This is a genomic window from Bifidobacterium intestinale (assembly GCF_023656765.1).
In the GTDB taxonomy this organism is placed as follows: Bacteria; Actinomycetota; Actinomycetes; order Actinomycetales; family Bifidobacteriaceae; genus Bifidobacterium; species Bifidobacterium hominis.
In genome coordinates, this window is the sequence record NZ_JAMOKR010000002.1 from 214,513 (window position 1) to 240,737 (window position 26,225).

General features: G+C 55.8%; 21 protein-coding genes and 1 tRNA gene. 12 read left to right on the top strand and 10 right to left on the bottom strand.

The features are described 5' to 3' along the window. The first annotated feature begins 19 nt into the window (after nt 1–19). From NBH13_RS03765 to NBH13_RS03775, 3 genes are all read left to right on the top strand, one after another. Nucleotides 20–1,021 carry a PfkB family carbohydrate kinase gene (locus tag NBH13_RS03765; RefSeq protein WP_250779006.1) on the top strand — a complete coding sequence of 334 codons (1,002 nt, stop codon included), beginning with the start codon at nt 20–22 and terminating at the stop codon, nt 1,019–1,021. 115 nt (nt 1,022–1,136) lie between these two features. After that, complete coding sequence (locus tag NBH13_RS03770) at nt 1,137–2,588, top strand: purine-cytosine permease family protein (protein ID WP_099570937.1); 1,452 nt, start codon at nt 1,137–1,139, stop codon at nt 2,586–2,588. A 36-nt stretch (nt 2,589–2,624) separates the two neighbouring features. Next, nucleotides 2,625–3,185 (top strand): cysteine hydrolase family protein, encoded by a 561-nt coding sequence (locus NBH13_RS03775; RefSeq protein ID WP_099570936.1) that lies wholly within the window; start codon nt 2,625–2,627, stop codon nt 3,183–3,185. A gap of 214 nt (nt 3,186–3,399) precedes the next feature. Here the strand turns inward: NBH13_RS03775 and NBH13_RS03780 are convergent, their stop codons facing one another. Continuing rightward, nucleotides 3,400–4,086 (bottom strand): LuxR C-terminal-related transcriptional regulator, encoded by a 687-nt coding sequence (locus tag NBH13_RS03780; RefSeq protein WP_250779009.1) that lies wholly within the window; start codon nt 4,084–4,086, stop codon nt 3,400–3,402. Next, nucleotides 4,083–5,648 (bottom strand): ATP-binding protein, encoded by a 1,566-nt coding sequence (locus NBH13_RS03785; RefSeq protein ID WP_250779012.1) that lies wholly within the window; start codon nt 5,646–5,648, stop codon nt 4,083–4,085. The genes NBH13_RS03780 and NBH13_RS03785 overlap by 4 nt, the downstream gene beginning before the upstream one ends. Nucleotides 5,649–5,761: 113 nt before the next feature. Here NBH13_RS03785 and NBH13_RS03790 point away from each other — a divergent pair, with 113 nt between their 5' ends. Next, nucleotides 5,762–7,684 carry a PspC domain-containing protein gene (locus NBH13_RS03790; RefSeq protein WP_250779014.1) on the top strand — a complete coding sequence of 641 codons (1,923 nt, stop codon included), beginning with the start codon at nt 5,762–5,764 and terminating at the stop codon, nt 7,682–7,684. 2 nt (nt 7,685–7,686) lie between these two features. Next, nucleotides 7,687–8,262 carry a hypothetical protein gene (locus tag NBH13_RS03795; protein WP_250779016.1) on the top strand — a complete coding sequence of 192 codons (576 nt, stop codon included), beginning with the start codon at nt 7,687–7,689 and terminating at the stop codon, nt 8,260–8,262. Between the two features lie 213 nt (nt 8,263–8,475). Here the strand turns inward: NBH13_RS03795 and NBH13_RS03800 are convergent, their stop codons facing one another. The 4 genes from NBH13_RS03800 to NBH13_RS03815 all read right to left on the bottom strand — a co-directional run bounded on the left by NBH13_RS03800 (nt 8,476) and on the right by NBH13_RS03815 (nt 12,919). Next, nucleotides 8,476–9,123 carry a DUF4125 family protein gene (locus NBH13_RS03800; protein ID WP_250779019.1) on the bottom strand — a complete coding sequence of 216 codons (648 nt, stop codon included), beginning with the start codon at nt 9,121–9,123 and terminating at the stop codon, nt 8,476–8,478. A gap of 70 nt (nt 9,124–9,193) precedes the next feature. Beyond that, nucleotides 9,194–11,311, bottom strand: a complete 2,118-nt coding sequence (locus NBH13_RS03805) for a DUF4037 domain-containing protein (protein ID WP_250779024.1) — start codon at nt 11,309–11,311, stop codon at nt 9,194–9,196. Between the two features lie 181 nt (nt 11,312–11,492). Further along, complete coding sequence (locus NBH13_RS03810) at nt 11,493–12,680, bottom strand: MFS transporter (protein ID WP_250779028.1); 1,188 nt, start codon at nt 12,678–12,680, stop codon at nt 11,493–11,495. Nucleotides 12,681–12,845: 165 nt separating this feature from the next. Continuing rightward, nucleotides 12,846–12,919, bottom strand: a tRNA-Pro gene (locus tag NBH13_RS03815). A gap of 95 nt (nt 12,920–13,014) precedes the next feature. Between NBH13_RS03815 and lysS the strand changes: the two genes are divergently transcribed. The 3 genes from lysS to NBH13_RS03830 all read left to right on the top strand — a co-directional run bounded on the left by lysS (nt 13,015) and on the right by NBH13_RS03830 (nt 17,029). After that, nucleotides 13,015–14,691, top strand: coding sequence for a lysine--tRNA ligase (gene lysS / locus NBH13_RS03820; RefSeq protein WP_126015980.1), 1,677 nt, complete (start codon nt 13,015–13,017; stop codon nt 14,689–14,691). A 344-nt stretch (nt 14,692–15,035) separates the two neighbouring features. Next, nucleotides 15,036–16,136, top strand: a complete 1,101-nt coding sequence (gene menA, locus NBH13_RS03825; RefSeq protein ID WP_250779030.1) for a 1,4-dihydroxy-2-naphthoate octaprenyltransferase — start codon at nt 15,036–15,038, stop codon at nt 16,134–16,136. Nucleotides 16,137–16,288: 152 nt separating this feature from the next. Continuing rightward, a complete protein-coding gene (locus tag NBH13_RS03830; protein WP_003808215.1) occupies nt 16,289–17,029 on the top strand; it encodes a phosphoglyceromutase in 741 nt (246 codons plus the stop codon). 187 nt (nt 17,030–17,216) lie between these two features. Here the strand turns inward: NBH13_RS03830 and NBH13_RS03835 are convergent, their stop codons facing one another. Both NBH13_RS03835 and phoU read right to left on the bottom strand, forming a co-directional pair. Further along, complete coding sequence (locus tag NBH13_RS03835) at nt 17,217–19,097, bottom strand: oleate hydratase (RefSeq protein ID WP_250779033.1); 1,881 nt, start codon at nt 19,095–19,097, stop codon at nt 17,217–17,219. Nucleotides 19,098–19,339: 242 nt separating this feature from the next. After that, entirely contained in the window at nt 19,340–20,020 is a 681-nt protein-coding gene (gene phoU, locus NBH13_RS03840) for a phosphate signaling complex protein PhoU (protein ID WP_099594796.1), read from the bottom strand. A gap of 191 nt (nt 20,021–20,211) precedes the next feature. Here phoU and NBH13_RS03845 point away from each other — a divergent pair, with 191 nt between their 5' ends. After that, a complete protein-coding gene (locus NBH13_RS03845) occupies nt 20,212–21,393 on the top strand; it encodes a sensor histidine kinase (RefSeq protein ID WP_099570926.1) in 1,182 nt (393 codons plus the stop codon). A gap of 112 nt (nt 21,394–21,505) precedes the next feature. Here the strand turns inward: NBH13_RS03845 and NBH13_RS03850 are convergent, their stop codons facing one another. Together NBH13_RS03850 and serC are read right to left on the bottom strand one after the other, a co-directional pair. Beyond that, nucleotides 21,506–21,760 (bottom strand): DUF2530 domain-containing protein, encoded by a 255-nt coding sequence (locus tag NBH13_RS03850; RefSeq protein ID WP_144090075.1) that lies wholly within the window; start codon nt 21,758–21,760, stop codon nt 21,506–21,508. A gap of 21 nt (nt 21,761–21,781) precedes the next feature. Continuing rightward, complete coding sequence (gene serC, locus NBH13_RS03855) at nt 21,782–22,924, bottom strand: phosphoserine transaminase (RefSeq protein ID WP_250779038.1); 1,143 nt, start codon at nt 22,922–22,924, stop codon at nt 21,782–21,784. A 181-nt stretch (nt 22,925–23,105) separates the two neighbouring features. Here serC and NBH13_RS03860 point away from each other — a divergent pair, with 181 nt between their 5' ends. From NBH13_RS03860 to NBH13_RS03870, 3 genes are all read left to right on the top strand, one after another. After that, entirely contained in the window at nt 23,106–24,047 is a 942-nt protein-coding gene (locus tag NBH13_RS03860) for a CHAP domain-containing protein (protein WP_099570923.1), read from the top strand. A gap of 132 nt (nt 24,048–24,179) precedes the next feature. Next, complete coding sequence (locus NBH13_RS03865) at nt 24,180–24,947, top strand: C40 family peptidase (RefSeq protein WP_099570922.1); 768 nt, start codon at nt 24,180–24,182, stop codon at nt 24,945–24,947. A gap of 162 nt (nt 24,948–25,109) precedes the next feature. Beyond that, nucleotides 25,110–26,144: a universal stress protein gene (locus NBH13_RS03870; protein ID WP_099594790.1), complete on the top strand. Its 1,035-nt coding sequence runs from the start codon at nt 25,110–25,112 to the stop codon at nt 26,142–26,144. Nucleotides 26,145–26,225 lie beyond the last annotated feature (81 nt).

Genomic DNA, 26,225 nt, shown 5'->3' on the forward strand with positions numbered 1-26,225 from the left:
AAGTGCGAAAGGCATTGCAATGACTGGAAAAGTTATTTCTCTTGGGCAGGTTATTGTCGATCTGACCATGAATGTGGACGCGGTGCCGCGTGCGGGTGAAGATGTGTTCGCCGGCAATGTGCAAACGCAGGTTGGTGCCAGCTTCAACACGCTGTATGCCGTTCGCCGTATGGGTGTTCAGGCATCTCATGCTGGTGTGATTGGTACGGGGCCATGGGCTTCGCAGATTCTGCAAACGTTGGAAAATCAAGGAATTCAGCATGTTGGCAAGCGGGATGCCGTTCGCGATTCGGGATTTTGCGTGGCGTTGACCGATGCGAATGCTGAACGGACGTTCATTTCGACGAGAGGTGCGGAAGCGTATGGCAGTGCCGATGCGTTTGATTCCGTGAATCCAGAAAAGCAGGATGTCGTGCATGTGAGTGGATATACGTTGGTGCATCGCACGGCGGACGCACTGCTTGCCTTTGCGAAAAGAACGACTGAACATCGTGAGTTCACTGCGGTATTCGATCCTTCTCCGATGATCGCGACGGTTGATGATGACGTTTTTCGCGCGATGCTCGCATATCGTCCGATATGGTCGTGCAATGAACGTGAGGCAATGTTGATTGCACGACGTTTGGCGGCGCTCGATAATGGTAATTCTTGCGATTGCAAGGTTTCGCAAGATATTTTGCAAGAGATTGAGAACGCGAATGTCAATGAAGAGACGGTTGCGTGGCTGTGCGATCGATTGCGATCTTCTGTAATCGTTCGCGTGGGTGCAGATGGTGCGTGGTTGGCGATTCCCGGTGGCGAAGTGCTGCGAATTCCAGGTTTTCCAATGAAGGCGGTGGATACCAATGGCGCCGGTGATTGTCACACAGGTGTGCTGTGCGCCCTGCTGTGCGAAGGCGTGCCGTTGAAGGATGCTGTACGTTGCGCCAATGCCGCTTCGGCGTTGGCTGTGACGCGGCGAGGGCCAGCTACCTGCCCTGATCGAAAGGAGGTTGAGCGGCTTCTGGGAGGATCGTTCTAAGACTTATAGTACAAATGACTATAAGTGGTTATATCATGTGCACAATTGCGCTGATGTGGCGTGCATATAGCCTGCCCGCAGTGTCGCACGGCAGATTCAAGGAGATTAGTTTCACATGAGCAATGAGAAAGGAACCCTCTCCATCGAGGAGCAGGGCATCGACACCATATCCGAAGAGGAGCGTAAGGGCACGCCGGCCAGCCTGTTCTGGCCTTGGTTCGCCGCCAACATCTCCATGTTCGCCATGTCGTACGGTGCGTGGGCGCTTGGCTTCGGCATTTCATTCTGGCAGGCCACCGCCATGACCATCATCGGTGTGGTCGTCTCGTTCCTGCTGGTCGGCATCATTTCCATCGCAGGCAAACGCGGCAACGCGCCCACCATGGTGCTCACCCGCGCCACGTTCGGCGTGGAAGGTGCCAAAGTGCCGGCGGCGTTGAGCTGGATCGCAACATTGGGCTGGGAGATTTCACTGACCACCACCGCTGTGCTGGCGCTATCAAGCACCATCGAAAAACTCGGTTGGGGCTCTGGCGCCGCGCCCAAGATCATCTCCACCATTGTGGTGGTAGGCCTTGTGGTGGTCGCAGGTATTTTCGGATACGACCTGATTATGCGCTGCCAGCAGGTCATCACCATCGTGACCGGTGTGATCACCGTCGGCTTCTTCATTCTCGGCTGGGGACATATCGACTTTTCCGCCATTAACTCGGTTCCTGCGGGATCATTGCCGGCCATGCTCGGCTGCTGCTTCTTCGTGATGACCGGCTTTGGCTTGGGCTGGGTGAACATCGCTGCCGATTACTCGCGCTATCTGCCACGCAAATCCTCTAATGGCGGCATTGTGTTCTGGACCACGTTCGGTGCGTCCATCGCCAATGTGTTCCTGATTTTCTACGGTCTGCTGCTGGCTGTTTCCAATGCCGATATGGCTGAAAACGTTGGAAATGATCCGATTGGCGCCATTGCTTCCATTCTGCCGACCTGGTACTTGATTCCGTACACCATTGTGGCCGTGCTCGGTTTGATGTCCGGCTCCATTATGGACAATTATTCCAACGGGCTTGCGCTGCTGTCGTTCGGTGTGAAGCTGCCGCGTACCGTGGCGGCCGCGTTCACCGCGGCGCTGACCGTGCTTGGCGTGGTCTATGTAACCTTCTTCTCCGATACGTTCATCGGCCCGTTCCAAGGCTTCCTGACCACCCTCGGTGTGCCGATGGCCGTATGGGCCGGCATGTTCGTGGCTGACGTGATCATTCGCAAGAAGGACTACAGCACTGCGGATCTGTACGATTCGAAGGGTCGCTACGGCGCGTGGAACGGCAAGTCTTTTGCCATTCTCATCGTTGGTACCGTGCTCGGCTGGGGGTTGGTGGTCAACACTGCTGCCAGCTGGCTGAACTGGCAGGGTTATCTGCTGTTCCTCATCGGAGGCAAGGACGGTAGTTGGGCCGCCGCCAACCTCGGCGTCATCGTCGCATTGGTCGTTGGCCTTGCGGGCTCATTGATTTTCCAGCGCGGTGATATCGCCAAGCAGGAAGCCGATTTGCCGGTTTCGGAAGTTTGAGTTGCTTATTGCGATAATACAAGGAAAGGAAAAGCCATGATCGCAGAAGATGAATGGCTGGTGGTCATCGATAGGCAGCGGGTCTTCGCGGAAAGCGAATGGTCTACATGGGCTTGCCCGGACAGCTCCTATCACACTACTGATGAAGCGTTCGCACGACTTGCCAAAGCGTTTGGCGATCGCGTGGTCTACACGCGATATGTCGCCCCGCAGCCGCCGCAAAACGCTTGGATCGACTATTTCAAGGACTGGCCGCAGTTTTTGGTCGCTCCGGACGACCCGATGTACGACCTCACCGCGGATACCGCGGAATTGGCGCAAGGCCATGCAGTGGTCAGTTGCGACACCTTCGGCAAGTGGGGAAGCGTGCTGAGCGAAGCCATCAAAGGCGCTAAGAAGATTACCGTATGTGGTGTCGCCACCGATTGCTGCGTGCTCACCACCGTGCTCGCCGCGGCTGACAATGGTGTAGCGGTACGCGTTGCTGCTGACGCTTGTGCAGGCAGTTCGCCAGAAAACCATCAGATGGCATTGAGCACCATGGCATTGTTCACGCCGCTGGTCACCGTTACCGACACTGACACTATTCTGAAGTAAAAAACACTACAAGCAAGCCATTTTCCACGGGGCCTACTGAAGTTTTTCAGTAAGTCCCGTTTATGCATATTGCAGCAAAACGGACTTTCAAAGCGTTCGAAAGTCCTGATTCTCCAGTGAGCGGGGGAATGCTCCGTTGGAACTTCCGTTGGTGCTTTTTGGCGCTTTTGTTGGGTCGAATAGGGTGAGATGGGATGAAAGGGAAGGCGGATTATTATACGATGCGGCGGTCGGCGGCCCAGCGGGTGAGTTCGGTTCGATTGGACAGCTGCAGTTTGCGTAGTACGGAACTGACGTGCGTTTCCACGGTTTTGATGGAAATGAACAGTTCTGCAGCCACTTCCTTATACGTGTAGCCGCGTGCGATCAGACGCATGACTTCCTGCTCACGGTTCGACAGGCGGTCCAGCTCGTCATCGTGGATCGGTCCGCTCGCCGAGCCGCCCATGCCTGCCGGTGAGCCATTTTGGAAGGCGGAGAGCACGAATCCCGCCAATTTCGGCGAAAACACGGCATACCCCTCATGTACTTGCTTGATGGAAGAAATCAAATCATCGCCGGAAATCGTCTTCGTTACATAGCCTTGCGCTCCGGCACGAATCACCGATCCAACATCCTGAGGCGAATCGGACACCGACAATGCCAGAAATACGGTATTGGGGGAGTAGACGCGCGATTTCATGAGGATTTCGGCACCACCGCCACCCTCTCCGCCGGGAACATGCACATCAAGAAGCACCACGTCCGGTTTCGTTTGGGCGATCATCGCCACCGAACCCTCAACGTCCGCGGCCTGCCCGACGATGTTGAAATGTGGCTGCAGCGTTGCGATCACGCCCGCCCGGAACATTTCATGATCGTCGACGATGGCGATTCGGATCTGCTGTTCCTGCTCGTTCATTGCTGTTCCTCCGTTGGCATATTCACGTTCGTTGACATATTCGTGCTCACGTTTGCATGCGCGGTTGCATTCGCATCTGCGCTCGCGTTTGGTGTCGTGCCTGTGGGAGCGGCTGCGATTGGCATATGCATGCGCACCTCCGTGCCCCATTGCGGTCTTGATACGATCTCCACTGTACCGCCACGACGTTTGATTCGTCCGATAATCGATTCACGAATGCCAAGGCGATTTGCAGGAATCGCATTCACGTCAAATCCGTTGCCATGGTCGCGTACGAATACTTCCACCAATTTGCTGCTTGCCTCGCAGTAGACGGAAATCGGCTCGCCTCCATGCGTCACCGCATTGATAAGCGCCTGTTGCGTGGCATCAAGCAGCGCATCGGTTTGCGCGCTTGGACGTGCGTCGCCCACCGTCACCACTTCGATCGGCTTGCCATGCGTGTCTTCCACATGTGCGGCGATCTCTTTCAAACCGGCGTTCACGGAACGGTCAGACGTGGTGCGTTCCTGATACAGCCATTCACGCAATTCGCGTTCCTGCGAGCGTGCGAGCGAAAACACCGTCTGCTGATCATCGGCATGCAACTGAATCAGCGCCAACGTTTGCAGTACTCCATCATGCAGATGTGCGGTCATGTCGGCACGTTCCTCTTCGCGTTCCTTCAACGCGCGTTCCGTACCCAAATCGCGAATCAGTGCCATAATCCATGGCACAATCGCAAGCAATGCGCCAATCAGCAGTGCCAAACCGGCGCACAGTATGCGAATCATGGAAAACGCGTCAAAATGCATGCAGGAACTGACATACAAAGCGTATGCGGCGAAAATAATCGCAATACCGCCAAGCATCGTCCATAACTGACCTTCTTCAGCGTTGAAACGCAACCAAGAGACGCCGATACCGACCAGACCAAGCAGCAGGGGCACAATCAGAGTGCGTTCAACACCGCCTGCGAACATGACGAAACAGATGGAAAGCAGTATCAGACCAGCTAATGCAAGCAAAGCGGGTTTCGGTGCTTTCTTCAGTGTCTGTGAAAGGTTTTCGCTGGAAGACTGCGTATCGTCATACGTTCCGTCGTTGCGATCAGTCGTATCTTCAAAAGATGGTGGTTGCGGGTGCGGACCATCTTGCGTAGCTGTAAAAGATTGATATTCCGGGGAAACGGGATATGTTCCGTACGGCATGTTGCCTCTGGAAAGTGGTGCCTGCCATGGCGAACGCTTGCCTGCGATAATGTACGCCTGCTGGACTGGATCACCCACGGGCAGCGCCATCCACAGGAAAATATAGGCGATCAGTCCCGCACCGAACAGACATGTGGTGGCGAGGAAAAACAGGCGCACCCATAGCACGGCAATGCCCAAATGCATGCTGATCGCCTTGCACACGCCAGCTCCCATGCGTCCGTATGAAGGGCGCATCAACGGCAGTTTGGCCGGTTGCGTCGGCATGGGACGTCCCTCATGCAGGGCCTGGTCGCAGCGGTAGCGCATATATACGGCGCTCGCCTGGTCGTACTGGCTTTGCGTGTACCACGGTTTTCCTAAGGATTTCATACTTCTATTGTGCCCTGTGGGGGACGCTGTTTCAGGGCATTCATATAGTGTTCAGGGCAGATTCAGGGTGTTCCCCGATACATGTGGCATGCGCGAGTTGCTGTAATGGAACCATGAGCAATGCAAACAATGGTCCGCTGGGCGATCGCGGCAACGCAGGGCCGCAGCCTTCTGCTGGACAACCGTATCATCGGCAGCCTGCGTACGGTTCGCCGCAACCTTCCCGCGGCGGCCGTTTCTTCGCGTGGATTCGTTCCAGCCAGGTCAAGCGTGGACATGACCGTTGGATTGGCGGCGTGTGCGATGGCATAGCACGTCGTCTTGGTTGGAATACCACGTTGGTTCGTGCGCTTATGGTGGTTGCCACACTGTTTTTCGGCGCGGGTGCCGCGTTCTATGGCCTGGCGTGGTTTGTGCTGCCGGATGAGCGCGACAATCAGATTCTTGCTGAGGATTTGATTAACGGCAAGTGGGATTGGAATTGCATTGGCGCGCTGTTGTGCTGCCTTGTTGCCATCTGTTTGCCGGGGGCAGGATGGTTTGCTTTCGCATTGGCCGCGTTGGTGCTGTGGCTTCTGCTCAATAGGCAGATTTATGCGCCGAATGTTCCTCCAAATCAGTGGCAGCAGCCCCCGTATGGTCAGGCTCCGTACGGTCAACCGCAATATGGTCAGCCTCAATATGGAAGTCCTTCGTACGGACAGCCGGTGCCTCCTGCATCGCCGTCTCCAGCGCAATCGAATCCTTATACTCAGCCGATGCAGACGAGCGGCGCATATAACGGGGTGGCCAACACGGCTTCGTCACCGGAATCGCAATCGCATCAGCCCCAACGCCTTCAGCCTCAACAGCCTCCATATCATGCCTACCAACAGCAGGTCAATGGTCCGGCCGCTTTTGCCACGGCCAATGTTCCTCCAACATTCACCGCTCCGGCGGCCCCGGTAGCGCAGGCGCCTACGTCGCCAAGATATGGACGTCGCAAGCCAGCCGGTCCGCTGCTGGTGTTGGTGATGTCCGGTCTTGCGATGATCGCATGCGCACTATGCGTATGGTGCATTATGACGTACGGCGTTCAAGGCGGGCAGCGGGGCACCGAATACACGTTGCAGGCATGCGCGGCATTCGTCGGTGGCATCTGTCTGGTGACGGGAATCGTTATTATCGCGCTCGGATTCGCGGGCAGAAGAACGGGAGGATTGCATCCTCTGACATGGATATCCATATTCATGTCGTTGGTCATGGTGATGGCTTTGGCGGGTTATTCGCTGCTCAGCTATCGGATTAACACGGGCATTCCCTTATCCTACAAGAGGGTCAATGTGTCGGGAATAACCACCATGGGCTCCACCGCCAGTGAAATGAGCAAATACGAGCAGGGCATCGTCGCGCAAGGCAATGATTACGCCACCGACGTGCTGCATATCGACTTAAGCGATTACGCGAAAAACAACGGTCCGCACAAAGTGGATCTTCAGGATGGCACACAGGGCACAACTTCCTGCCCTACCGGAACGTTGAATGTGGTGGCCTCAAGCGCGCAGGTCGTGGTGACCTTGCCGAACGGTTGCTGGTGGACGTTCGGGTCTGACAGCAATTTCTATACCATCACCGATTTCGTCGGCAGTCCGGACGGGCTCACGTTGGATTCCGGCGGGGTCGAGTTCTCGATTCTGAGCAACGATTCCACGAAATCGGTAGTGAAAAAGCGTGCGCTGGGAACTTACGATTGGAGTTGCGGCTCGTACGGAGACGAATCCGGCATCGAGGATTTCGATGATGAGGCCGATACGGAAGATGGCACGGATACCGGCACCGATTCCACTAGGACCGATTCCCCTTTCAAAGACGGGGATGTAGACAAGGCCTACCGCGAAATCTACGACAATCATCAATATTGGCCGTGCTTCACCGGTGATGACAAGGCTCCGGTCATGCCAGCCGGACTGCAGATCAATGACGTGGCAACGGTCGGCGGCAGCGTCGCGGTGCAGTATGCGTCCGACAACACATTGGGCAAAGCGGGAAAGGAGTGACCATGAGTGACGACAAAACCCAGGAAATGCCGGTTATGACGGATGCCGGAGATATGCCTACCGAAACGTTGCATACCGTGGATGCGCGGTCCACGTATGACCAGTCGCAGCACAGTGGGCGTGCAACGCGGGATGATAAGCCGCGCGTGGAATCCGTTCCAGCGCAAAGCGTTCCGACTTATACCGCTTCGGCAGCCGGTGCGAATGGCGGGCATAAGAATCGGCAGATTGGAGACGACATCATCAGACCTTCCGGAAGAAGCGGTTCGACCATCGCGCTCGGCGTGTTCACGTGCTTCATGGGGGTGGTGACGTTGCTTTGCGGCATGCATGTGCCAATGAATCTCTGGTGGTGGGCTAGCGATCCGAAACAGTCCTTCGTGTTCCTGCTCGGAGGCATCGGCGTGCTGCTTATCGCCGTCGCCGTGATTTGGGCGATAGTTAGCGCGGTGCGTTCAAACCGATCCAAGAATGGAAACGATGTGGACAGCGACGATCCATTCGACGCTCCCCATAGCTCGGATACCACGGCCTTTTCGACTGATTCGGATAAGTCGCCGCTTTCGGAACGATCGTGAGAATCAGCTGAATAACTCCTGATGTCAGCCGCACCAACGAAATCAAGGCTGACATCGCAAACAAATGCGTGGCCACCATGGCATGACCAAATCCAACACTTGCTTTTCCATCTTGACGTTGGATTTTGGTCGTACCATGGTGGTCATTTTTATTATGATTTATGGGGTTTGCTGCAGTTTTCGGTAATTTTCACGGTGTGTTTTCACTGTGTTTTACTGTGCGGCCTCAGCCTGTGCCAAGTCCTCAAATCCAGCCAAACGAACCGTATTGCGAATCGTCTCTTCGGTGAGATTGCGCTGTTCATGCCGCAAACGCTCCACAAAATCGCGGTACAATGCCACAGTGCGGTCGGAATAGGTTCCCAATTCGCCGCGCAGATACGTTTCGAACGACGTGGTCTCTGGCGTATCTTCGACAGTGGTCAGCACACGCATCGCCTCGCCAAGATGGGGAAAACGTTCACGAAAATCACGCGCCCATGCCACCTGAACTGTTATGATGCCTTCCTGCAAGGCGTTGCGACCCGCGGAAATCCGGGGAATATACGGCGCAATGTTTGCACAATACTCCTGTGGATATGTGGATTGCATCATGCGGCCATACTTTTCCGTCACCAAATTACGTCCAACACGGTCAGCTTCCTGCAAGTCCGACCGGTAGCTGCGCAGCAATTCCTCCGGCCACGTCATGAACTGACTGGCACGCATCTGATGAAACATCGGCCAATTGCCTTGGCAGGACGCGCGGCCGCCCTCATTATTGGTTTGCTGAAACTGATTCCACTCCAGTTTGATAATGGGTTCAACAAGATTTGCTGTATCGTGACCGTCTATTACATCTGAAATTACGTTGCTATTCATATGATTTCGATTCTTGATTTCGTCTTATTGCTGATCTGGATGTGCGATGCCTGCAATGAAGTTATTGCAATCACAAGCTGTGCAGACAACTTGCATCGGACTTGATATGGTCCTCAACATACGGACGTTGCCATTCCACAAAAGTTTCGTGAGATTCGGTCAATCCCTCCCGCAGCAATTCATCCACAACATCACTGCAGATGCGCTCAACGGTGGCGATAATATGCTCTGCCGCAGGCTTCGCACCCTTGCCGCCCTCACCGAAACCGGCACCGCCGAAACATGCGGCGGAACTCAATCGCAATATGTCTTCCAACTGCTCGCACACGCCGGCAAGCCTTGTTGCCATACGGCGGCTCAGCTTACGCATGGCGGCAAACTGCCATTTGTAATACGGTAGATACCCAACGCTCACCGGCTCATTGATCAGAAACACCAACGAAGCCGTGGCGTTCACGAACTCATGAATGCTTAACATCGCAGCAGCGCCATCGCCACGTTGCAGCATGCGCGGCAGATTGTATTGCCCCGCCTGAGCCATCATGCCTAAACGGCGAGAAATCAAGGAAAGTCGAACATCTTCCGGCATGAACTTAAACCCCTGCCGAGTCTTGGAAAACACCCCCAACGGATCAGCGAACACCTGACCGTTTGTGGCAGTGGCAAGTGTCGCATCGTCCAAACTCAGCCAAGACGCATAGTCGTTCTGTGCCGGAGCCTCGCGAAACAGCGTGATCCGCTCGAAGAAATCACCGATACGAAACACGCCATCGCGGCGGAACTCGCCTTGCGCACGCGGCGTAAGTGGCGATTGAGATGCGGCAAGAGCGTTGGAATCAGCCGAACCATGCCCTGCAAAATGCGGCTTGTCTTGCTCGTCAACAGTGAAATCGCGACTCAACGCATCGTAATCAGCCTGCAATTGCTCGCCAATCGCATCATAATCCTCATCGGTAAGCCACAGGCAGAAACGCGGTGCAAAATCATGATCGCGAGAAAACTCATCGTCGAAACCGAAACATTCCGAACCATAACCGACCAAACCTGCGGCAATCCGCCCCTGATATGCCGAATATGCGCCGGCAAGCAACGGTTTGCCGAGATCATTCCAGAATGCGCGAGACAAAGCAAGTCCTGAAATATGGTGAGAAATCGCAGGAATCGAAGATGCGCCGGATTCTGCCATATAGTGCGGTTCACTTGATTGCTGAGATTCGCTTGATTTCGGTGAATGCTGAGATTTCAAGGATTCTTGCGATTCTTGATATTCTTGCGATTCCTGCGTTTTATGAGATGATGGCATGTGCTTATGCAACGCCTGTTTTGCCGCTTCAAGATTGGCTGCAGTCGTGTGATAGTAGTCGGTGTTGCGTCCGTAGCATTCTTCAATCACGCTCAACGCATGCTCATAACCGGAAACCGCATCCTGCAGGCGGCCGGCCATATAGCAGGCCTGCGCATAGCCGGCCAGCGCCGAAGCATAATGCGCACTATGTTCCAAATGCCCGGTACGGTAGATTGTCAACGCTTTCTGGGCGTGCTGTATGGCGTCGCTCGCCCAATACCGGCCCATCTGCAGGAGCAGCAACGCAAGATTGGTGTGCGTGGAGGCGACGTCTATGTCAGCGCTCGCATCGGGGGAAGATTGTTCCAACAGGTCCAGCGCCTGTTCCAGCTCGCGCTTCGCCTGATTGAGACGACCGGTTTCGCTGTACAACATGGACATATTGTTGTGCAGCGCGGCCAGGCGTCGGTCGGTGGGGGAGAAGGTGGACGTGGCCGCGTCAAGCGCCTGACGGTACAGCTGTTCGGCCTCCTCGTACCGGCCTGCGGCTCGCATGCCCGTGGCCGCGTTGATCAGCGTCGTAGCCCATGCCTGCGGGTCGATTTCCTGAAGATGCAAATGATCTGCAATACTTAACGATTCGCGGATAATCGGCAGATTGTCGGTATGCCGACCTTGCGAACGGTAAAACCCCATCGTTTCATTCAACACCGTCAGCAAACCGGCGTCATCATGACTGTGTTCGGCTTCGGTTCGCGCCTTCTGCAGATACGGTTCAGCCTGTTCAGGAGCCTTATGCGCATCGAAAATCGCATCAAGACCACGCAAAAATCGCTGTACATCAAATGTTGCGCAACCGTCATCGCAATTATTCATATTCAGATTGACATCACTGTCTGCCATCGCAATCCCTTCATCGGTGACCTTCATCATCTCCCGAACTGCAGACGGCATCGCAGACGGCGAAACAGATAGGGAACATGCGATACGACGTAAAAAGAACAACGGGGTGTCTCATCATAATTATTTTGATGAGACATCCCGTTAAATAACAGAAATAATCGAAATAACTGACTGTCGAATGTTAGACATGCACTTCGCGCATGCGCTCCGTAGCACCCGTATGCGTTTCGTAACGACGTGAATAGGTGACTAGCATAATCACCGCGATCAAAGCAATCGGAGCACCGGCCAAACCGGTGTAATGGTAGTTCATGGCGGTTGCCGTCAATGCGGCGCCACCAACGATCGAACCGATCGCATTGCCAAAATTGAACGCGATCTGCACGGCCGCGCCTGCAATCAGCTCGCCGCCGCCCTCACCGGCCTGCACCATTAGCAGCTGCTGTGGAGACGAGTTGAAGAACAGTGCGAAACCAATCATGAACGTCAACACCGCAGTCGTAACGAGATTGCCGGGAACGAAAAACACCAACAGCAAACCAACCGTGGCGATGGCCTGCGAAAGTCCGGCAGTGGCACCCGGCTTCCACAAATCAGTCAAACGGCCGCCGGCAATACCGCCAAGCACCATGCCGAAACCAGCAAGCACCATTAACAGGGGAACCATCGAGGAATCCCATCCACCAACCTTCTGCAGCCACGGCGAAATGTAGCTCCACCAGCAGAAAATACCGGAATTGCCGCAGAACACCGCCATGAGAATAAACCACGGACCAGCATGAGTGAGGAAACGGAACTGCCCTTTAATGCCAGCGTCCTTGATTGGCGCGACGAACGGCACCCATGCAATCACCAACACCATCGTCATCAATGCCCAAGCGGCAAGAATCGCAAACGCCAAACGCCACGACAGCATTTCCGAAAGCAGTGTGCCCGCAGGCACACCCAACATATTGGCAACCGTCTGACCCGTCACCATCATCGACACGGACTGCGCTTCCTTGCCCTTATCGGCCAAAGTCTTGGCAATCAGCGTGGCCGTACCGAAAAACGCGCCATGCGGCAAGCCCGAAATGAAACGAGCAGCCAACAACATGGGGGAATTGAACGAAACCGCGCTCAACGTATTGCCGACCAGCGCGATGATCATGAACAGAATAATGAGATTCTTCGGCGGTATCTTACGGCCGAACACCAGAATCAGCGTGCCTACGCACACGCCGATCGCATATGCGGAAATATAATGGCCTGCCGCAGGAATGCTGACCTGCATGGCGGCGGCTGTCTGGGGCAGAATGCCCATCATCACGAATTCTGCGGCACCAAGAATAAAGGCGCCGGAAGCCAAAGCCAGAATGCTTCTTTTCACAGTCTCTCCTCCATGAATGTGAAGCGTGTTGGTGTGCGATTGTTTACGCGCTTGTGTATTACGTGCTTTTTTGATTTTTCAGGTGGTTGCGTCTTGCATATGCTGTTTTGCACTGCTGATGCGCTGGAAATAAAAAAGGCGGAACCGAAGTTCCGCCTTAAGTTGTCGGGCTGGCGGGATTTGAACCCGCGGCCTCTTCGTCCCGAACGAAGCGCGCTACCAAGCTGCGCTACAGCCCGTTTTGCAACAGTTGGAAATATTACACGATTGCTTAGGTAATGCAAATACGGCGTGTCGCGTGTGGTGTAGTGGCTTCTCGGTACACTGTGGGCTTATGAGTGAGACCATCGAATCGCAAGAAAATCAGAATGAAGAGGCTGCCGTTCCCGCTATGACCACAGTGGAACGTGCCGAAATGCTGCTGCAGCAGGATGCGGCTATCTACGCCAAGATCAATGACGGCGCTACCCTGGATGAGGCCGTTGATCCGGGTAATAAGGAATTCGGCCCGCTGGCACACCCGGAACAGGTGCAGATGCGCGTGGCCAAGCGTGCCATGATGCTTAAGGACGGCATTCAGCCGTACCCGGTGACCCTCGACGTCACCGCAACCATCGAAGAGGTTCGCGCCAAGTATGACGGCAAGCTTGAAGCCGGAGACGAAACCGAAGACGTGGTCGGCATCGCCGGTCGCGTGCTCTTCCTGCGTAACGCCGGTGGCTTGTGCTTCGTGCAGCTTTCCGCTGGCGATGGCACCAAGATCCAGGGCATGATTTCCAAGAAGGAGATTGGCGCTGATTCCCTCAAGCAGTTCAAGCAGCTGGTTGACTTGGGTGATCACCTGTTCATCAAGGGTCGTGTGATTGCCTCCAAGACCGGCGAACTGTCCGTGTTCGCCACCGAATGGGCTATTGCCGCCAAGGCGCTGCAGCCGCTGCCGGCCCTGCACAAGGACCTGAACGAAGACACTCGTACCCGCAAGCCGTACATCGGCATGATCGCCGACGAGAAGATCCGCAACATGGTGCGCAACCGCTCCAAGGCCGTCGCTTCCCTGCGCAAGACTTTCGCCGATCATGACTTCCTCGAGGTTGAGACCCCGATGCTGCAGACCGTGCATGGTGGTGCCGCCGCACGTCCGTTCACCACGCACATGAACGCGTTCGACCTTGACCTGTACCTGCGTATCGCGCCGGAACTGTTCCTCAAGCGTTGCCTCGTCGGCGGCATCGACCGCGTGTTCGAAATCAACCGCGACTTCCGTAACGAAGGCGTCGACGCCACTCATGCTCCGGAATTCACCATGGTCGAGGCCTATCAGGCTTACGGCAACTACGACACTATCGGTGCGCTCGTCAAGCAGCTCGTGCAAGACACTGCCATGGACGTGTTCGGCACCCACAAGGTGACCCTGCTGGACGGTTCCGAATACGATTTCGGCGGCGAATGGAAGACCATCAGCATGTATGATTCCCTCTCCGAAGCACTTGGCGAGGAAATCGTGCCGAATGGCGGCCCGGACAATCCAGGCACTTCCGTGGAACATCTCGGTGCCATTGCCGACAAGCTCGGTGTGGAACGCGACGATGTGGAGAACCACGGCAAGCTCGTCGAACACCTGTGGGAGCACTTCTACGAAGACAAGCTGTTCGAGCCGACCTTCGTGCGCGACTTCCCGGTCGAAACCTCCCCGCTGGTCAAGGGCCACCGTTCCAAGCCAGGCGTGGTCGAAAAGTGGGATCTGTACGTACGCGGCTTCGAACTGGCCACCGGCTACTCCGAATTGAACGATCCGGTCGTGCAGCGTGAACGTTTCGTGGCTCAGGCCAAGGATGCGCTCGCCGGCGACGAAGAGGCCTGCGATATCGATGAGGACTTCCTCGAGGCGCTCGGCGTGGGCATGCCTCCGGCAGGTGGCATGGGCATGGGCATCGATCGACTGCTCATCGCCCTGACCGGCGCCACCATCCGCGAGACCATCACCTTCCCGCTGGTGAAGCCGCTGAATTAAGGCGAAGCCTTAATTCAAAATCGGCTTCGCGCGGGGCTGAAAAGAGAACAGTCCAGTGGACTGTTCTCCAGCCGGAGCCATCCTTATAAAATTGCCGCTGAATTAAGGCGAAGCACAGTTCGCAATAAACTTGATACGGACTGAAAGGGCTGACGACCTACTCGGCCGTCAGCCCCTTCTGTTTTTGGCTGGCGGCGGGTCCGCGTGCGAATCAAAAACATGATGAGCGGCCTCCGCCGTCCGAGTAGCCGCCGATTAAGAATGACGATGGTAAATTCGAATCCATATGGCTCACTCAACAATGGGGACGTCAGGAAAACTGGACCGCACATAGAATGGTGTCCATGCAAATATCGACTTGGATTCGTGGCGCTCGCCCTCAAACGCTGCCGCTGGGTCTTGCCCCGGTTCTGGTCGGCGTTGCCGCCAGTTGGCGGTGGGAGGCTTTGGGTGGCCTGCGGTCGTGCCCAGCTTTTCCGGGAAGATTGCTGGAAGAGCATGATGCTGGTGATGTACTGGGGTATTGTGCGTTTTCTCGGCCGTGGTTTGCGGTCGTTGCGATGTTGTGCGCCGTGGTGGCGGTCGGTCTGCAGATTGCTGTGAATTATCTCAACGATTATGCCGATGGTGTACGCGGCACGGACGCCCGACGAGGCAGTGACGCCGCGGGACCTCGGCGGTTGGTCGCTTCCGGAGTGGATTCCAGTCACGTGTTGCTGGCTGCCGCGGTCGCTGCTTTAGCCGCCTGTGCCGCCGGACTGGTCGCTGTCGTCATAACTGGTCGCTGGTGGCTGATAGCGCTTGGCGTAACCTGTCTGGTGGCGGCCTGGGGATATACCAACGGTCGGCATCCTTACGGATATCGGGGTCTGGGCGAACTTGCGGCATTCGTATTCTTCGGGTTGGTTCCAGCCCTCGGCACGCAGTATGCGCTAAGCGGGTCGATCACCGTGACGGGGGTGGCCGGTTCGGTGATTTGCGGCCTGCTGTCCGTCAGCGTCATGATGGTGAATAACCTGCGCGATCTCGAAGATGACGCCGCGCACGGCAAGCGCACGCTGATGGTGCGCATCGGCAGTGGGAAGGGCAAATGCTGGTGCATGCGTGCGCTGGGATGGGCTGCTGGTCTGACGGTGGTTTTCGCCATGCCATTATCGGTGTATGCCAAACTTCTGGATCTGCTCATAAAGCTGCCTGCGGAGGTGGATCGCGACCGTTCATGCACGGAATATGGCATATGCGGTGACTGGTCGTGGGGAAACGCCGATTGGATGAGCCTTGCGGCGTTCGTATCCATCGCAGGGTGTGTGGCGATTGCTACTCGTGCCGTCGCGGCCGTCCGGCATGACCAGTGGCATCGGGCGTTGCCATTGTGCTCGATGACCTCGTTGGTCGCAGCCGGCGCGTTCGTGCTCAATGCCTGTCAGGCCGGTTTCATGGCGTAGCTGCATCCTGCATTTACGATTTCGTCATTGAGCACCGGCGATTGCCTGATGATGCAAACGGCATGCAACAGAATGAAAATTGTTGCATGAACGTAACCAAATAATCGTCATCGACGGTTGTGTTGGGCGTGCTAGGCGGTAGACTGGCAGGTATGACTTACAAACTAGTACTGCTCCGTCATGGACAGAGCGCATGGAATAAAACCAATCAGTTCACCGGCTGGGTCGACGTCCCGCTGACCGAGCAGGGTGTCGAGGAAGCCAAGAACGGCGGCCGCCTGCTCAAGGAGAAGAACGTCCTTCCGGATATCGTTTTCACCTCGATGCTGCGTCGTGCCATCAACACCGCCAACGTGGCTCTGGATGAGGCAGATCGTCTGTGGATTCCGGTCAAGCGCAGCTGGCGTCTGAACGAGCGTCACTACGGCGCTCTGCAGGGCAAGAACAAGACCGAGATTCGTCAGGAATACGGCGACGAGAAGTTCATGCTGTGGCGTCGTTCTTACGCTACCCCGCCGCCGGAAATCGATCCGAACGACGAGTACGCGCAGAACAATGATCCGCGCTACACCGGCGATCCGGTTCCGGAAGCTGAGTGCCTGGCCGATGTGGTCAAGCGCGTTGAGCCGTACTTCAAGTCCGACATCGAGCCGGAGCTGAAGGCTGGCAAGACCGTTCTGATCGCCGCTCACGGCAACTCCCTGCGCGCCATTGTGAAGATGCTTGACAACCTCTCCGAAGAGGAGATCGCCAAGGTCAACATTCCGACCGCAATGCCGCTGCTGTACGAGCTGGACGAGAACTTCAAGCCGATCAAGCCGCGTGGCGAGTACCTGGATCCGGAGGCCGCCGCCGCCGGTGCCGCCGCTGTCGCCGCTCAGGGCCAGAAGTGAGTTTGTTGCGATTGATACGCAGATAATCGCGTTCAATCGCACGGAACGTGTATGAAAAGGTGGAAATCCACAGTACGTGGGTTTCCACCTTTTCATATACGTTGCCTTTGTTGGGCTATTGCATCCGTCTGCCGTATGGAATACGGAACATGAGATGTGCGGCAGACGGACGTCAATCGCAATCGACTCAGATCATGCCGTATTCCTTAAGTAACATCGGAATGTCGGTGGAATCGAGCTTCTTCAGAATCTGTTTCAGCACGGTCTTTTCAATGGGGTTGAGTTTCATGTCGGTAATCGGCTTGCCGTCACGCAGCATCACCGTGGCGTTGAGCAGATTACGCACGTCGTAGACCGAACCCCACACTTCGGGCACGCCACGATCCACGTCGCACAGCGTGTACACTGCTTCCATACCGGTGCGCATCGAATACTCGGTGGTGAAGATCGTGTCGCGCGGGGTTTCGGCGAACTGTCCGAGGAATGCGAAATTCACGGCACCATCAGGTACCACATCAGGGCGGTCGCCGGCGGAACGTGGCATGAAGAACGCATCGATGTATGGCATCATCACCGGCACGGTGTTCGCATGATTCGTGGCGAGATCCTTGATCTTGTCGGTCGGCACGCCCATATGGTAGAGCCATTCCTCGCAGATCTCCTCGCCCGTGCATTCCTGCATCGTCTTCTTCACGTAATTGCCCGGCTTGTCGGGGAATAGGCCGTACACCCATACGCTCAGCTGATCCTTCGGCTGTTCGCGGAATTGCTGTTGACGGTTCAGTGTCCAGCTCATAAGCCAATTGGAATCCTCGACGGTCACAATGCCGCCGGTCACCACATGGCCGGTGAACGGGTCTCGCTTGCAGATTTTCTGAATATACGGCGGAATCTCCATGTCAAGCGTGGTAACGGTGGCACTCATCCACTTCGAATGCTCCGGATCGCCGCAGAATACGTCCGGGTGGCCGAAACTCGGGTCTTGCTTGGCGATGCGACGCCACATATCCCAGCCGCCGCCGGGCTTGATCTCCGGAGCCCATGCGGCTGCTTCGGTCTGCGAGCCTATGGTCGAATTCTCCACGCAACCACCGTTAGTGATGAATACCAGATCGTTTTCGCCCAAGTCAATGCTTCGCGCGGTGCCATCCGCCTCGGTCAAGTCGATGCGCGTGGCCATTTTCTTGGTTGGTGAGCTATACGGATTGCGTACGAACACACCGGATTCAGCCTGCTTCTTCAAAATCGTGTCTTGACCGGTGCCTGTATGCTGCCGAACTGGACCCATACCACCGCCAATCTTGAAATCGACATTCTCCACTTTCGCGTTGTAGTGGAACTGCACACCGAATCCTTCCAAATACTTGATCATCGGCAGAATCATCGACTCATACTGGTTGTAACGGGTAAAACGCAACGCACTGAAGTCTGGCAATCCGCCAATATGATGAATGTATCGACGGATATACAGCTTCATTTCCAACGCACTATGCCAATTTTCAAAGGCGAACATAGTGCGCCAGTACATCCAGAAATTCGAATTGAAAACCTCATCGTCGAAATAATCAGAAATTTTCTTGCCGTACAGTTCCTCATTCGGCGTGAAGAACAATTTCATGATCTCCATCGAGGCTTTGTCTGACAGATTGAATTTGCCGTTCGTGCCTGCGTCAACGCCGCGCGCTTTTGTGGAGCGGCAGAGTGAGAAGTTGGGATCTTCCTTGTTCAGCCAGTAATACTCGTCAAGTACGGAAACGCCTTCCGTTTCGATGGATGGAATGGAACGGAACATGTCCCACATCACTTCGAAATGGTTGTCCATTTCACGGCCGCCGCGCATCACATAGCCGACGCCGGGAATATTTGCGCCATCGCAGGCGCCTCCCGGAACCGCGTCCTTTTCAAATACGTGAATGTGGCTGCCCGGCATTTGCGCGTCTCGCACCAGGTAGCAGGCTGCGGTGAGTGCGGCCAAGCCGGTGCCGATGATGTACGCGTTCTTGCTGTCCATGCCTTCGGGCTTCTTCGGTCGGGCGAATGCTTCGTAATTGCCGTTGGAATAATACATGACTGCCTCCTTTGGATGTCACTGCACATATTGTGCCGCGACATTGCGTAAAAGTATATGGGCAAAAAATAGACAGATTGTTTAATTTTTCTTACGGCTTGACGAAAGTGAAATAATGCGGGAGATAGTGCTTGACGATTCGTGCTGAAAGATTGCAAAAACAAAACAAGAAGGCGGCTTCAGTGGGGAACGGAAGCCGCCTTCTCAAAAAGAAGATGAAAAAGAAGATCGCAAGAAAAAAATCAGGCGATGTCGGTGTCTTCGTCGCGGGTCGGCTCCTTGGACGGGTCGAAACCGGAGACGATGTACACCACGCGGCGAGCCGCGGACACGGCGTGATCGCCAAGACGCTCCATGAAGCGGCCGATCAGCACCACGTCGATGAGCTGCTGGTTGGTGCCGGACCAATCCGCGGACTGAGCCAGTTCAAAGGTCTTCTTGTGCAGTTCGTCTAGCTTGTCGTCGTTGATGATGATCTGTTCGGCGGTCTTGGTGTCGCGGTCAGACAGCATGGCCACGGTCTGGTCGGCGACGTCGTTCAGGAACGCCTGCATTTCGGCGAACAGCGTCTGGGCTTCGGGCGGCAGCGGGGAAGCCGGGTAGGTGCGGCGGGCGGCTTCGGCGATGTGACGAGCCAGATCGCCCATACGTTCGAAAGTGGTAGCCAAACGCATGGTGGAAACAACCACGCGCAGATCGGTGGCAACCGGGTTCTGCTTGGCCAGCAGCTTCACGCATTGGTCGATGACGCTGGCTTCGAGGGCGTCGATTTCGATGTCGCCGTCAATAACGGCCTGGGCGGCTTCAAGATTCTGGTTCAGCAGCGCGTCGCCGGCGCCGTTGATCGCCTTGCGAACGCCTTTGACCATATGGTCGAGATCATCGGCAACAGCCTTGAGCTCTTCGTTGAAAATAACGCGCATGTGACTTGCCTTTCAATGCTTCATAATTTCAGGTCTGGTAATACCTTTCATAAGTCTATTAGAGAAACGCCATATTCATAACCAGCGTTTGTGTTGTTCCGTGAAAGTTCACCGGCGCGTTCACCTTGCGTTCATGAACGGGCTGTGGTGTCGTGAACATAGGAGCCGTAGGAGTATGCGAGAATGAAACCATGGTTGAATCTTTGGGCTCGTGGTGGCGTTCATTGACGCACCGCAACGACGATGATGAGCATGATGCCGATGCTGATACATTGGATGATGCCACTAATGCGTTGCTTTCCGTGCTTCCGTTGGCTTCCATTGTGATTGATGAGCATGATGAGGTGATTCGTGCGCATCCTTCCGCATATTCGCTTGGCGTGGTGCGGGACGACGTCATCATCGAAGACAGTGTGCTTCAGGCGGTGCGCGAAGTGCGCTCCTTCGGTGGCAAAAAGCAGTTCGATCTGACCACCACCACCGCGTATGTTGCGCAGCGTGCGCCGAAAGCAGGCAGGCTTTCCACTCGCCAAGCCGCGAAACAGGCGCTGATTGGGCAACAGTCAGCCAGCAAGCCCACGGCAACCGTGTCAAGGCCAAACTGGTTGAAAGTCATCGTCGGCAAACTCAGCGACAATCTTGTGGTGGTGTTGATCAGCGACGTCAGCGAAAGCGTACGATTCTCGCAGATACGCGACTCCTTCATCACCAATGTGTCCGAACAGCTGCTCAAGCCCACGCAATCGCTGGAACAGTTGGCGGATATCGTGGAACAAGGTGGAACAAGCCAGCGGGATGTTGAGCGCGACGCCATGCAATTGCGTCAGTCCTGCTCTCGTTTGGAACATATGATTTCCGACCTGCTGCTGCTTATCAAGGCGCAGGAGCCGATTCTGCCGACCGCAGACAATCGCATCAATGTGATGGGCCCGGTACGGGCTGTGGTCGACTCCCATCGTGAGGTGGCGGCGCAACGCAATATCACCATCGATATGAAGGGCGACGAAAGCTTGGAAATCAATGGCGATGCCGAACAGATTCAGGCGGCGCTTGCCAAGCTGGTTGAAAACGCCATCACCTATTCAAAGGACGGTTCGACGATCAATGTTGTGGCCAAAGCCAATGAGGAGGGCACGGAGGCGGTGATCAGCGTGCTTGATCGTGGCGCTGGCATTGCCGTTGGCGAGCAAGGCCGCATTTTCGAGCGATTCTACCGTGGTAATAATCAGAATGATCATTCTGGCGATGGTATTGGTTTGGGACTTGCGATTGTCAAGCATGTTGCGTTGACACATCATGGTTCCGCTTCAGTGTGGAGCAGTCCGGGGCAGGGGAGCACGTTCGCACTGGTATTGCCGTTGGCTGGAGAATAATACAGGGAGACAACATGATGCCCGTCTTGCTTTCAACAAGGCAAGACGGGCATCATGCTTTTATTTATGAGAAAATTTTCGGGGGTATGCTGCCGGTTGTTCGTGTTGACGGTTACTCGCCGAGACGTCGGTAATCCCAGCGATCGAAATGTTCCCAAACTAGCATAAGCACACCGATGATCGTACCTGCTTCGCATACGGTCTGCGCGCGTTCGGCGTTGATGCCGAACGCAAGCAATACGATGCAGACGATCAGTGCGATGGCCCAAAGCGCGGTGCCGAACGTGAACACCTTGCGCAAGTCCACGCGCACTGGTTTTGGTGAGGGCTTCCTCACGCTGGGGTCAATGATCGGAGCAATCTTCATATCGCCATACCCTACCTTGCGTCACAGATGTTCCACCACATAGTCGATGCAGCGGGTGAGCGAGTCGACATCGCTCGGATCCACCGATGGGAACACGCCGATGCGCAGTTGGTTGCGGCCCAGCTTGCGGTATCCGTTGGTGTCCACAATGCCGTTTTCGCGCAGTGCGGCGACCACTTGGGTGGCGCTGATGCGTTCGTCAAGGTCGATGGTGACCACGGCGTTGGAACGAGCGTTCTTGTCGGCGACGAACGGGGAAGCGTAATCGGACTTTTCCGCCCACTGGTACAGCAGGGACGCCGACCTTGCGCAACGTGCCGAAGCCCAGGCGAGGCCACCGTTGTCGTTGAGCCAGCGCACTTGGTTTTCCAACATGATCAGCGTAGCCACAGCCGGAGTGTTGAGCGTCTGATCCTTGCGCGAATTCTCTATGGCCGAAGTGAGCGATAGGAACGGGGGAATCCAGCGGCGTGCGCCCGGAAGATCCACGCTTTTGGCGATGCCGTATGCGCGTTCGACCGCGGCGGGGGAGAGCACGGCGATCCACAGTCCGCCGTCGGAACCGAAGGCCTTCTGCGGGGAGAAATAATAGGCATCGGTCTGGCTGATGTCGACCGGCAGCGCTCCGGCGCCGCTGGTGGCGTCGATCAGCGTGAGCGCGCCCTGTTCCTTGGTGCCTGCGATGCGTTTGATCGGTGCGGCAACGCCGGTGGAAGTCTCATTATGGGCCCAGCAGTAGGTGTCCACGTATTCCGTGAGCTCCGGCAGACGGTAAGTTCCCGGCTTTCCTGCGAAAATCTCCGGCTCTTCGAGGAACGGCGCGGATTGCGCCGACTTGGCGAACTTCGAGCTGAATGAGCCGTACGTGCCGAATGCGGCCTTGCGGGTGATCAGCGAGGCACAGGCGATATCCCAGAACGCGCTGGCTCCGCCGTTGCCCAGCACCACTTCGTAGCCGTCGGGAATCTGGAAGAATTCGGACAGTCCTTCGCGGATTGAGCCGACCACCTGCTTGATGGGGGTCTGTCGATGGGAGGTTCCCAGAAGATTACGGGCTCCCTTATCGAGCGCTTGGATTTGCTCCGGGCGAATTTTGGTCGGTCCAGAGCCGAAACGTCCGTCTTCCGGGAGCATGTTGGAAGGAATGGTCACAGTGTTCGTCATGACACCTAGGGTAGTCAGATGGTCGGATTGTGCGTGGTGATGACCGCTTTTCGGAACCATGACGTGACGATGATGACTGCGATATCCCGGTGTCGGTGTAGCGTGAACTTCCGTGACGGTTCTGTAACCACGCGGCCATAAGTTTGCTGTGGTTGAAGTAATCCGCAAGGAGTGTTGATATATGAGGCATGCGGCGCATAAAGCTGCCAAGGTTTCGAATGAGCGTTTCAGCGTTGCCAAGGCGCTGTTCACCTCGAGCCGCGGTTCCCACACCGCCAAGGCCGTTCGTATGGTCCAGCTGGCAAATGGTGAGGGTGCCGTTGTAGGTCTTGAGCCTGCGGTTGCCAAGAAGCTGAATGAGGTGGCTCCGATGAGCCGCCGCGCCATGCGTGAGGCCGCTCGTGCAGCCGGCCGTCGCTCCGCATTCGTGACTTCCGCATCGCTGGCTGCGTTGGTTGGCACCGCGGCCACTGCCATGGCGGTCAGCCAGCAGAATGCGTCTGAAATGACTTTCGCCGACAATGCCACCACTACCACGCAGATGAAGCGTATCTCCGACGATGCGGCATCCCGTTCCGAGTCCCGTAGCGGTCTCGACGCTCTGGCCTCCACCAGCAACAGCGGTGATTGGCAGCTTGGCGAAACCAGTTCCTCCATGGACGCGAATCTTCTGTCAAAGTCCATTGCCGACAATCCCAATGTCGCCGTTCTCATGGATCAGGACGCCGGCCTTCTTCCTTCGGGCTTCAATCCGAACCACGGCACCGGTGACACTGGCAATGACTACCCGTACGGCCAGTGCACATGGTGGGCGTATACCCGTCGTACACAGCTTGGTCTGCCTGTCGGAAGCCATTTTGGAGATGCGCGTAGTTGGGGTGATTCCGCGCGCGCTCTCGGCTATTGGGTTGATAATACGGCACGTCACACTGGCGATATCGTGGTATTCGCTCCAGGCCAACTGAATGCGGACAGCTATTACGGGCATGTCGCGATTGTCGAAGAAGTGAATGCCGACGGTTCGATCAAGATCTCGGAATCCAATGCCAAGGGTCTTGGCGTGATTTCCGATCGTACGTTCACTGCGCAGGAAGCTTCGCAGTTGACGTATATTCATTACTGACATTACTGATTTCACTGTTTTCCGTTAATTTGCGTTTGCCATCCCGTTTTTTGCATAACATAATCACGTCGGCGTGTCGCATGATATGACACTGTTCCGGTTGTCTTGCTGTTCTATTGAAGGGGAATGTTTATGGTAACTTCGGACACGATGAGTATTGTTAGACGTTTCACGAGTATCTTCGCTGTTGTTACTGTGTCTGCCATGTTGGGTGCGGCGGTTCCGGCCGCAAGCGCAGGCAATGCTGTGGCTGGTACCACGGTAACCGCTACACGTTCTTTCCCGAAGACCACCACGGCCAAGCGTGATTTCCTCGCCGAGCACACATCCACGGATATTGAGTCCAACGCCGATTGGGGTGGCATCGAAAGCTTGGATGTTCCCCAGACCGAGTCTCAGGCGGAAAAGGATCAGAAGGCTCAGGAGCAAGCTAAGGCTGAAGCTCAGGCTCAGGCGGCTCAGGAACAGGCACAAGCGCAAGCGCAGACTGGAGCTCAGGCTGCCAGCCGTTCTTCCGAACGTGCCAACATCAGCGTTCCTACGGCTCCTGCGAGTGCCACTGGTCAGGCATTGGCCGACTATGCTCTGCAGTTCCAAGGCTATCCGTATGTGGCTGGAGGCAATACTCCGTCCGGCTGGGATTGCTCTGGTTTCGTGCAGTGGGTGTTCGCCCAGTTTGGTGTGAGCCTGCCTCATTATTCTGGCGCCCAGATGAGTGCTGGAACGGCTGTCGGAAGCATTGCCGAAGCAGCTCCGGGGGATATCATCGTCAATGCTCAGCATGCCGCGATCTATATTGGCAATGGTATGGTGATCAACGCGCTGAATCCGGCTCAGGGAACGCAGGTCACTTCGCTGGCCGTGTTCTCAGGTGGCTATGCGATTCGTCGTGTGCTCTGAGCGAGCATACGGTTGACTTTTTAGGGCGTATCCTTTCGGGGATACGCCTTTTTGTATGGAAAAGATCGAGTCGTTGCTGACAAAAGCGCATGTCGCGCGGTATGGTGGATCCTAGAGGCAATGCATGGTGGCGTTGCCGAGGCGATTCAAGGAGGTCGTCCCATGATTAATGACAAGGCAATCCTCGTTGGTGTTGATGGATCCCACGCCAGCTACAAGGCCACGTGGTGGGCTGCGAATTATGCGAAGCATGCGGGATTGACGTTGCAAATCGTATGTGCGTACTCGTTGCCGAGCTATGCCGCTGTCTCCTTTGATGCGACGTACACCGCCATGGGGGATGACAATGCGGCCCATAACGACGCTCAGGAGATTCTGTCGAAGGCCAAGGCCATCGCCGATGAGCAGGGCGTTGAGGCGACGACTCTCATCGTTACGGGCGATCCGGCGTCCGTGTTCGTGGAACTGTCCCGCAACTACAATCTCATCGTCATCGGCAATCGTGGCAAAGGTGGCTTGGCGGAACGCCTGCTGGGCACAACCAGTTCGAGTTTGCCGGCATATGCGTACTGCCCGATCGTGGTGGTGCCGTATACCGACGATGATGGCAATCTGATGCATTTGAACAACACCATCACCAAGGTGGCCGTCGGTTCCGACGAATCCAAGTGGGGCTTGAAGGCTCTTGAGATCGCGGCTGATTTCGCTGCCGCATGGGATGCCGAGCTTGACGTCATTTCCGCGGTGCCGAATATGAAGGGTTCCGACGATGAAGGCGTGATGGCTTCGTTCAAGGATGATCTTGAAGTGCGTATCAAGCCGCTTGAGGAAGCCCATCCGGATTTGAAGATCAACAAGCAGATCGTGCCTGGCCCGGCGGTTGGCGCGCTGACCAAGGCCAGCTACGATCACGACGTCGTCGTGGTCGGTTCCCGTGGTCGTGGCGGCTTCACTGGTCTACTGCTCGGCTCCACCAGCCAAGGCTTGCTGCAGCATGCGGTCGGCCCGGTGTATGTGGTGCCCCGCAAGTATGTCGAGGCTGCGGAAACCCGTCTTGACACGGTTCCGAGTTCGCCGGCCGAGGTCAAGCCGAAGGCGCTCGACGATATCAAGGGTGTCGAAGAGGTGCCGGTCGCCAAGGCCGAGCCGGAAGTGGTCGAAGCCATCGAAACCAAGATTGACCCGGAACGTCAGTAAATATTTAATAAATATATAAAAAATGGCGATTGCGGCGCTTTTCACGGCGCTGCAATCGCCATTTATTTTTTAAAAAAACTC